The following is a 9588-nucleotide window of genomic DNA, read 5'->3' as shown; positions in this document are numbered from 1 at the left end:
GCGCGCCGCTCCACTGCAACACGGGCGATTCGTTGCGGCCCGAGCAGCCAAAGCCGTCGAACTCGAAATGCTGCGGCACGGTGCCGCCGCTGGCGATGTCGGGGCTGGAGAGGGTGAATGTGGTCATGGGCAGGTTCCTTGGTAAAAAATCAGACAAAAAGTGGCTCCAGGGCTTACGTGGCGTGCGCAAGCAGCTATCAATAATGAAGCCATGTTGGATTGGGCGCAACCCAAGCTACGAAACAGCTTGCGCCACCCACTTCACCCCAGGGATTCTCTGCACGAATTCCCCAGACAGCAAAGAAAGGCGCAAAACGCACAAAAAAGCCCGTGCCAGTGCCATGGAGTCGGTGCTGTCAGCCTATGACACAGAGCCTTCGATCATCCCTTTCCATCGCATACCAATTTTTTCGTTTATTGCGGCTATCGTTTATTTCGTTTAACTTCGCGGGCTGGTACCCACAACAGCCAAGAGAGTAAACCGATGACCACCATCCAACTACCACAGACGATGCCCACAGCCGAAGAGGTGGCGCTGGCGCGCGAGAGCGGGCGGGCGCTTTCGGCCTACCTGCAAATGCGCGCTGAAACCCAGCAGATCGAGATATTCGATGACCAAGGCACAGCGCACCCCGTGCGCGTACCCATCTCGGCGCTGCGCCTGCTGGTGGATGTGCTGACCCAGATCGGTCAGGGCAACGCCGTCAGCATCATCCCGGTGCATGCCGAACTCACCACCCAAGAGGCCGCCGACGTCCTGAACGTATCGCGCCCGCATCTGGTGAAGCTGCTTGAAAGCAAAGAAATTGCGTTCCACAAGACAGGCACCCACCGCCGCGTGCGCTACCAGGATGTGATTGCCTACAAAGAGCGCATCGATGCCCAGCGACGCCAAGCCCTGGATGCACTGGCCGAGCAGGCCCAAGAGCTAGGGATGGGGTACGAATGAGCTCGAACTTCACGGTCATTTACGACGCCTGCGTGCTTTACCCCGCACCGCTGCGGGATCTGCTGATGCGACTGGCGCTCACAGACAGGTTTCGTGCGCGCTGGTCGAATGCCATCCACGGTGAGTGGATTCGCAACCTGCTCAGGCAGCGCCCCGAACTTGACCCTGCTGCGCTGGAAAAAACCCGCGTGCTGATGAATGCCAGCGTGCGCGATAGCGTGGTTGAAGGCTTTGAGCACCTGATTGCAGCCATCGAACTGCCCGATCCCAATGACCGGCATGTGGTGGCAGCGGCCATTCATAGCGGGGCTGAAACCATCATCACCTTCAACTTGAAAGATTTTCCAGCTGGCGCGTTAGGCCGCTACCACTTGGCTGCCCAGCACCCGGACGACTTCATCGTTGACCTGTTCGACCTTCACCCCGCGTCGGTTTTGCAGGCCCTAGCCGAGCAGCGGGCCTCGCTGAAAAAACCACCCAAGACCACCGAGGAGTTTCTCGACATCCTTCGCAAGCAGGGGCTGACGCAGACAGTGTCGATCCTCAAGGACTGGAGAACCGCCTTCTAGAGTCAAGTCTGTCTTGCTGGGCATGCAGGATATTGCGGTCTTCGTTGAAAAATAGGGGGCAGATTCCAATTATTAATTAGAAACAGAACGACTTGAAATATTTCTGATTACCCGGATGTTGTCTTGATGAAACTGACCGACATGAGAAAGCTCAGTCCTGCGGCGCGGCAAGAGCGGCGCATGCAGGTGATCAAACTGCGCAATCAGGGCTGGACGTACGAAGACATAGCGCGGCAGCTGGGGCTGTCGCGCACTGGGGTGTTCGACATCTGCCAACGCTACCAGGCCCAGGGCGAGTCGGCCTTGCAGGACAAGCGCTGCGGTCGCCCCTTGGGAACGTTGCGCGCCTTGAGCGCAGATCAAGAACGAGAGACTCGCCAGCTGCTGATCGACAAGACCCCCGATGGGTTGCAGCTGGACTTTGCACTGTGGAGCCGCCCTGCGGTGCAGCAACTGATCAAGCAGCGCTGCGCCCTGAAGCTGACGCTGCAAAGCGTGGGCACCTATCTGCGCCGCTGGGGTTTTACGCCGCAAAAGCCCGTCGAGCGCGCCTACGAGCAATGCCCGCAGTCGGTGCAGCGCTGGCTCAACGAGCAGTATCCGGTCATACGCGATCGGGCACGGGCCGAAGGTGCTGAAATTCACTGGGCCGACGAGACGGGGCTGCGCTCGGACGACGTGCGTGGGCGCTCGTATGCGCCGGTGGGCAAAACGCCCGAGATACGTATCCGCAGGCGCCGCGAAGGGCTCTCGATCATCAGCAGCATCACCAACCGGGGCAAGGTGCGCTTCAAGGTGTTTGAGGGCGCCATGAAAGCGCCCCTGCTGATCGACTTCATGCGCCGTCTGGTGCGTGAGAGCCAGAAAGAAGGCGCGCCCAAAGTGTTTCTGATTCTGGACAACCTCAAGGTGCACCACGCCCGGCAGGTGCAGGCATGGTTGCAGGACAACAAAGAGCACATCGAAGTGTTCTACCTGCCCAGCTACAGCCCCGAGCTCAACCCCAACGAGTTGCTCAACGCCAACCTCAAGGCGGCCATCACGACCCAGGCCCCGGCGCGGCGCAAGGGCCAACTCAAAGAGGCGGCTATTGGGCACTTGCGCCATTTGCAGAAATCGCCCAAAAAAGTGCAGCAGTTTTTTGGGAAAGATTCTGTCAAATATGCCGCTTGATTCAAGTTGTTTTGTTTCTAGTCAATATTTTCCGAAAGTATGTCAGTCAGATAAAAAGCAATCGCTACTTCACTGTCAATATAAGGTGTGGCATCGAAGCTGATGCAGATCAGATACTTTGATACGTTTGCCCATATTTTCCTTTTTCGGTCAGTCAAGAAGCCCTCGTAGCCCGCACAAGACCCGCTCCACACAACGCAACTCACACCTGCCCCATAAAAAAACCGCTTAAACTTCGAAGAGGCAAGGCGGCTGATTACTTTTTATTTAAAAAATCACGAAATTGATAATTACAATTTTTATTGTTTTAAAAATTTAGCATTTCCTAAATTTAGAGATCCATCGTTATCTCTCATCAAAACAAGTTCTTTACCATCAACAAAAATTGTAATTTTATTACCTTCAGCTTTATAAGATGCCTCTTTCACAACTTTATTTTTATTCTCATCATAAGTGCCCATACCAATCATATCAACCTTGCCATTCGACTTGAATGTAAAACTACCAATCATTGGCTCTATGTAAGCACCTTCAACACCAGAGCCCCCGCCGCAAGCAGCGAGTAGTGAAACTGCAAGAACAAGAATTAGTTTTTTCATTTTTACTCCATAAAGATCAGGAATTATTCAGAGCCTTTGCCTTATTTTTTTGAGGAGCAAGGCAGTGTTGACTCGTTGAGATTTACAATCTGTAATTTTTTAATTTTATAGAATTTTTAGCAGAAATTGTATTACATTTGAAAATTTTATTCGGAAAACTCATATATTTATTCAGCATTGTTTTAAGGAATTCCGAAACATACCCAGGATCCTGAATCCCCAGTCGAAGCCGACCATTTCCCTGCGCCCTGTGGAAAAGAATCACCTTGCAAAAAAACAAAGTTCCCACTGTAAGTTACCGATCCTTGGATGGAACCAAGTGAACCAGTTGCATTAGCTGAAAGAACACCATTGGGTGATAACTGGCCTGTTCCTGAATACACTACACCATTAGCCATATCTTGAAAATTCAAGGTAGAAAAACCTGTCATGTCAATATTCACAGCACCTCTTGCAGAACCAGCTACGCAAGCATAATTAGCGACCAAATAAACGGGAACACTCCCAACTCCACCGCCAGCAGAAACGCTTTTTATTGCAAAGTTCTGACTACTCTCTTGCCAAACCAGAACCGTGGTACTACCTACCGCTGGAAAATCAGGGACACTCACTTCTTTACTCAAACCACGCGCAAACTCACCAGCGGGCACAACTACAGTAAAAGAAACTGGTTCGCCTTGAGGCCGACCATTAATTCGCAATTGCGCTGTGTGCTTTCCGGCACCAAAATTATTAAAGTTAGCCAGATAGCTAACCCCAGTATCAACTCGGCGGCAAATGTCAGATGTATCGCCTCGGAGTGTGCCTGTCGCCATGGGGAACGGATATTTATCATCAATCAGAACATCGACTTGACTACCCGTTGCATTACAAGCCCAACCTGAAATGATGCCGATCCCGCTTTGATAGCTGTTTTGGCTTGGATTTTCAAGACTACTTTGGGCAAAAGCAGCGACCCCCATTGTCAAAAAAGTGAAAGAAACTACCAATTTCGGAAAGATTTTTTTCATCTGAAAAATAATTTGATTGTAAAAATTTACCTGAAAAATTTTTACAGGCAGTAACCACTGTAAGACTTATATTTACACGAAGCTTACGCTTCATAAAATTACGAGCGCGACCAGCATTCGCTCACCTTCTGACCTTTATAGGACGGGCGCAGACAGCTATTTTCTCAACCGCAAAAAATGCCATCCCCACCCTCAAACCCGCCCATCTTCCACCGCATGGCAGGCGATGCGGATGCCGCCCAGGCTCAGCAGTGCGGGGCGCTCGGTGCGGCAGCGTTCGTTGGCGTGCGGGCAGCGTGGGTTGAAAGCGCAGCCCGGCGGCGGGTTGAGCGGATTCGGCACCTCGCCTTGCACCGGGGTGCGCGCGCGGCCCGTGTCGTGCATCTTGGGGATGGCGTCGAGCAACATGCGCGTGTAGGGGTGGCGCGGGGTGTCGAACAGGGTGTGCTTGTCGGCCAGCTCCACCAGGCGGCCCAGGTACATCACGCCCACCTGGTCGCTCACATGGCGCACCACGGCCAGGTTGTGGCTGATGAACAAATAGGTCAGCTGGCGCTGGCGTTGCAGGTCTTTCATGATGTTGAGCACCTGCGCCTGCACCGACACATCCAGCGCGCTGGTGGGCTCGTCGCAGACCAGAAACTCGGGCTCGGTGGCCAGCGCCCGCGCTATCGAGATGCGCTGGCGCTGCCCGCCCGAGAACTGGTGCGGAAACTTCACCGCATCCAGCGGGCTCAGGCCCACCGATTGCAGCAGCTCGCCCACGCGCGCCTGGAGTTCCGCCTTGCCGTGGAGCAGGCCGTGCGTGCGCAGCGGCTCGGCCACGATGTCCTCGACCCGCCAGCGCGGGTTCAGGCTGGCGTAGGGGTCTTGAAAAATCATCTGGATGCGGCGGCGCATGGCTTTGGCGTTGCGGCCCTTGAAGGCGGCGTGCGCGTCCTGGCCGTCAAACGTGAGGCCGCCGCGCGTGGGCTCGTACAGGCCCACCAGCAGGCGCGCCACGGTGCTTTTGCCGCAGCCCGATTCGCCCACTAGGGCCAGGGTTTTGCCCTTCTCGATCTCGAAACTGACGCCATCGACGGCGTGCAACAGCGCGCGCGGCTTGCCCTCCAGCACGCGGTTGAGCCAGGGCGCCGAGACATCAAACGTCTTGGCCAGGTCGTGCGCCTGCACCAGCGGGGCGGCGACTGGCGCGGACGCGGTGACGGGTGGTGCAGCAACAGGCACAGCGCTGACAGCAGCAGCGGGCGTGGCGCTGTTGGCGAGACTGGCGACGGCGGGTACAGCAGGTGCAGCGGGCGTGTCGGGGCGCTGGCGAGCGGTCTGGTCGTTCATGCGCGCACCCCGCTTGCGGCGTCGTGCAGCCAGCAGGCGGCCTGGGTGGCGCCGGCACTGAGCAGGTCGGGGCGCTGCGCGGTGCAGCGGTCAAAGGCGCGCGGGCAACGGGGGTGGAAGGCGCAGCCGGGGGGAATGGCGTTGAGGCGGGGCATGGCACCGTCGATCTGGTTCAGGCGCTCGCGGTCTTGCGCCATGTCGGGGATGGCGGCCATCAGGCCCGCCGTGTACGGGTGGGCGGGGTGGTTGATGACCTCGTGTACCGGGCCGATCTCGGCAATGCGCCCGGCGTACAGCACGGCCACGCGGTCGCAGGTTTCGGCAATCACGCCCATGTCGTGCGTGATGAGCATCACGGCGGCGCCGCGTGCGTGGCACACCGATTTCAGCAGCTGGATGATTTGCGCCTGGATGGACACGTCCAGCGCCGTGGTCGGCTCGTCGGCCACGATGAGCTGGGGCTCGGCGGCCAGCGCCAGGGCAATCACCACGCGCTGGCGCATGCCGCCCGAGAACTGGTGCGGGTAGTGGTCGATGCGCTGCGCGGGCGCGGGGATGCCGGTGTCGCCCAGCAAATCAATGGCCCGCTGGCGCGCCTGGGCGGCGCTGACGGGCAGGTGCGCCAGGATGGTTTCGATGAGCTGCTGGCCCACGGTGTAGAGCGGGTTCAGCGAGGTCAGCGGGTCTTGGAAGATGGCGCCAATGCGCCGCCCGCGAATGTGGCGCATCTGCGCGTGACCCAGGTTATCAATGCGCTGGCCGCCCAGCAGAATCTGCCCGCCCGCCACGCGCCCCGGTGGCTCCAGCAGGCCGATGATGGCCGCACCCGTGAGCGATTTGCCCGCGCCCGACTCGCCCACCACGCCCAGAATCTCGCCCGGCGCGATGGCAAAAGAGATGTCGTCCAGCGCGCGCAGCGTGCCCCGGCGGCTGGGAAACTCAACGACCAGGTTCTTGACTTCGAGCAGGGGCGGGGTGGGTGGATTCATCGTTCGATTGCTACTTTTTTGATAGCTGCTTGCGCTGATCGTGCAAGGGCTAGAGGCTGATTTTGCTCAAAATTTCAGCGCAGGCGCGGGTTCAGCGCATCGCGCAGCCAGTCGCCCAGCAGGTTCACGCTCAGGGCGATGAGCACCAGCATCAGGCCGGGGAACACCGTGATCCACCACTCGCCCGAGAACAAATAGTCGTTGCCCACCCGGATCAGCGTGCCCAGCGAGGGCGAGGTGGGCGGCGCGCCCACGCCCAGAAACGACAGCGTGGCCTCGGTGATGATGGCCGTGGCCACCTGGATGGTGGCCAGCACCAGCACCGGCCCCATCACGTTGGGCAGCACGTGGCGGCGCATGATGGTCAGCGGCGCCACGCCGGTGACGCGCGCGGCCTGCACGTATTCCTTGTTGCGCTCGACCAGCGTGGAGCCGCGCACCGTGCGCGCGTACTGCACCCAGCCGGTGAGCGAAATCGACACGATGAGCACGCCAAAGGCCAGTGACTCGTGCGCGTTGGGAAACAGCGCCCGGCCCACGCCCGCAATCAGCAGCGCCACCAAAATGGCCGGAAACGACAGCATCACATCGCACAGGCGCATGAGCAGGCCGTCAATCCAGCCGCCGGTAAAGCCCGCCAACAGCCCCAGCGCCACGCCCACCACCACCGACAGCAGCACCGAGGCGATGCCCACCACCAGCGAGATGCGCGCGCCGTAGATCAGCGCCGAGAGGATGTCGCGGCCCTGGTCGTCGGTGCCCAGCAGGTATTTGGCGCTGCCGTGCTCGCTCCAGGCGGGGGGCAGGCGCGCGTCGCTCAGCTCCAGCGTGGCCAGGTCAAACGGGTTGTGCGGCGCCACCCAGGGCGCAAACAGCGCACAGAACACGCACACCAGCGCCACGGCGGCAGCCACCAGCGCCATGGGCGAGGTGCGCAGGCTGTAGCCCACATCGCTGTCCCACCAGCGCAGCAAGGTTGCCTTCATGGCGCGGGTGCCTTGCAGGGGTGGGGCACAGCGCTTTTCGCTACTGAAACAATAGCTGATTGCGCTTGACTGGCGTGGCTTGGGGCCGTTTTTGGCTTGAGTTTCATGGTGCGATGGTGGTGTGCCACTGGTGCTGCTGCGGGTGCCTTACGGCGTGGCCAGGGGCATGGCCTGCTCGACCAGGCTGGCGTGCAAGGCGGCGCCCAGCGGCAGGATGTCGTCGTTGAAGTCGTAGCGGCTGTTGTGCAGCGCACAGGCGCTGGGGCCACCGCCCTGGCCCAGGCGCAGGTAGGCACCGGGCTTGCTTTGCAGCATGAAAGAGAAGTCTTCTGCGCCCATGCTGGGTTCGAGGTCGCGCACCACGTTGTCGGCGCCCACCAGGCGCTCGGCCACATCGCCGGCAAACAGCGCTTCGCTTTCGGTGTTGATGGTGGCGGGGTAAATGCGCTCGTACTGCACCGTGGCCGTGGCGCCAAAGCCCAGGGCGATGGCGCTGCACAGCTCTTTCAGGCGCTGCTCCACCATGGCCTGCACGACGGGGTCAAAACTGCGCACCGTGCCCACCAGGGTGGCGGTGCCCGGCAGCACGCTGAAGGCGCCCAGGTCGCCCGCCTGCACTGCGCACAGGCTGATGACGGCGCTATCGAGTGGCCGCACGTTGCGCGCCACGATGCCTTGCACGGCGGTGATGATGTGCGCGGCCACCAGCACCACATCCACCGTCTGGTAAGCGTGGGCGCCGTGGCCGCCGCGCCCGGCAATGTGGATGGTGACGCGGTCAGCAGCGGCCATCATGGCGCCGCTGTTGATGCCCACGGTGCCCGGTTGCATGGCGGGCCAGTTGTGCATGGCGTAGATGGACTGCACCGGAAAGCGCTCGAACAGGCCGTCTTCCATCATCACGCGCGCACCGGCAAAGCCCTCTTCGCCGGGCTGGAAGATCAGCACGGCGGTGCCGTCAAAGTTGCGGGTTTCGGCCAGGTAGCGGGCGGCGCCCACCAGCATGGCGGTGTGGCCATCGTGGCCGCAGCCATGCATGAGTCCCTGCTTGCAGGATTTCCAGGAAAAGTCGTTGTGCTCGGCCATGGGCAGCGCGTCCATGTCGGCGCGCAGGCCCACCATGGCGCCGCTCGATTGCCCGCACCCCCGGATCACCCCAACCACGCCGGTACGGCCAATGCCGGTATGCACTTCATCGACGCCGCACACCTTGAGCGCCTCGACCACGCGGGCTGCCGTGTAGACCTCTTCAAAACCCAGCTCCGGGTGGGCGTGCAGGTCGCGGCGCAGCGCGGTCAGCTCCGGGTGGTACTGGGCGATATGGGCAAAGGCCCGGCCCCCGATTTTCCAACGCGAGAACGCCATCAGTGCCCTCCTGCCTGGCCCACGCGCAGGCGCGGATCGACCACAAAATACAGCAGATCCACCACCAGGTTGATCACCACAAAAATCAGCGCAATCAGGCACAGGTAGGCCGCCATCACCGGAATGTCTGCAAACGTCACGGCCTGGATGAACAGCAGCCCCATGCCCGGCCACTGGAACACCGTTTCCGTGATGATGGCAAAAGCAATCAGCCCGCCCAGCTGCAGCCCGGTGATCGTCATCACCGGCACCAGCGTGTTTTTGAGCGCATGGCCAAAATGGATGGCCCGGTTGGACAGGCCGCGCGCGCGGGCAAACTTGATGTAGTCGGTGCGCAGCACCTCCAGCATCTCGGCGCGCACCAGGCGCATGATGAGCGTGAGCTGAAAAATCGCCAGCGTGATGGCTGGCAGCGTGATGTGGTGCCAACCCTTGGCCGTGAGCAGCCCCGAAGTCCACCACCCGATATGCACCACCTCGCCCCGTCCAAAGCTGGGGAACCAGCCCAGCACCACGGCAAACACCAAAATGAGCAGAATGCCGATCAAAAAGGTGGGCAGCGACACACCCAGCAGTGACAAGGTCATGAACGCCTGGCTGATGAAGGTGCCGC

Annotated in this window: 10 protein-coding genes; 3 read left to right on the top strand and 7 right to left on the bottom strand. The window is 59.9% G+C overall.

What is annotated here, in order from left to right; genetic code table 11:
- The first annotated feature begins 484 nt into the window (after positions 1 to 484).
- The 3 genes from PHX69_RS12735 to PHX69_RS12725 all read left to right on the top strand — a co-directional run bounded on the left by PHX69_RS12735 (position 485) and on the right by PHX69_RS12725 (position 2691).
- A complete protein-coding gene (locus PHX69_RS12735; RefSeq protein WP_288044130.1) occupies positions 485 to 949 on the top strand; it encodes a helix-turn-helix domain-containing protein in 465 nt (154 codons plus the stop codon).
- Entirely contained in the window at positions 946 to 1518 is a 573-nt protein-coding gene (locus PHX69_RS12730; protein WP_288044129.1) for a PIN domain-containing protein, read from the top strand. The genes PHX69_RS12735 and PHX69_RS12730 overlap by 4 nt, the downstream gene beginning before the upstream one ends.
- 126 nt (positions 1519 to 1644) lie before the next feature.
- Entirely contained in the window at positions 1645 to 2691 is a 1047-nt protein-coding gene (locus PHX69_RS12725) for an IS630 family transposase (protein ID WP_288044128.1), read from the top strand.
- A 299-nt stretch (positions 2692 to 2990) separates the two neighbouring features.
- Here PHX69_RS12725 and PHX69_RS12720 read toward each other — a convergent pair whose 3' ends face one another.
- The 7 genes from PHX69_RS12720 to PHX69_RS12690 form a co-directional block, all read right to left on the bottom strand.
- Positions 2991 to 3290: a hypothetical protein gene (locus PHX69_RS12720; protein WP_288044126.1), complete on the bottom strand. Its 300-nt coding sequence runs from the start codon at positions 3288 to 3290 to the stop codon at positions 2991 to 2993.
- 182 nt (positions 3291 to 3472) lie between these two features.
- The gene (locus tag PHX69_RS12715; RefSeq protein ID WP_288044123.1) at positions 3473 to 4300 is read right to left on the bottom strand and encodes a hypothetical protein; all 828 of its coding nucleotides are present in this window, start codon (positions 4298 to 4300) and stop codon (positions 3473 to 3475) included.
- A 192-nt stretch (positions 4301 to 4492) separates the two neighbouring features.
- Positions 4493 to 5635 carry an ABC transporter ATP-binding protein gene (locus PHX69_RS12710; protein WP_288044122.1) on the bottom strand — a complete coding sequence of 381 codons (1143 nt, stop codon included), beginning with the start codon at positions 5633 to 5635 and terminating at the stop codon, positions 4493 to 4495.
- Positions 5632 to 6624: an ABC transporter ATP-binding protein gene (locus tag PHX69_RS12705; protein WP_288044121.1), complete on the bottom strand. Its 993-nt coding sequence runs from the start codon at positions 6622 to 6624 to the stop codon at positions 5632 to 5634. Before PHX69_RS12705 ends, PHX69_RS12710 begins: the two co-directional genes overlap by 4 nt.
- Positions 6625 to 6698: 74 nt before the next feature.
- A complete protein-coding gene (locus PHX69_RS12700) occupies positions 6699 to 7610 on the bottom strand; it encodes an ABC transporter permease (RefSeq protein ID WP_288044120.1) in 912 nt (303 codons plus the stop codon).
- 147 nt (positions 7611 to 7757) lie between these two features.
- Positions 7758 to 8975: a M20 aminoacylase family protein gene (locus PHX69_RS12695; RefSeq protein ID WP_288044117.1), complete on the bottom strand. Its 1218-nt coding sequence runs from the start codon at positions 8973 to 8975 to the stop codon at positions 7758 to 7760.
- Positions 8975 to 9588, bottom strand: a 614-nt coding sequence (locus PHX69_RS12690; protein ID WP_288044115.1) for an ABC transporter permease, incomplete at its 5' end; no start/stop codon positions are given. The genes PHX69_RS12695 and PHX69_RS12690, both read right to left, overlap by 1 nt.

It is taken from the genome of Simplicispira sp. (genome assembly GCF_028687295.1).
GTDB classification, from domain to species: Bacteria; Pseudomonadota; Gammaproteobacteria; order Burkholderiales; family Burkholderiaceae_C; genus Simplicispira; species Simplicispira metamorpha.
The sequence above is the reverse complement of the archived record's forward strand: the minus strand, read 5'-3'. Positions and strand labels throughout refer to the sequence as shown.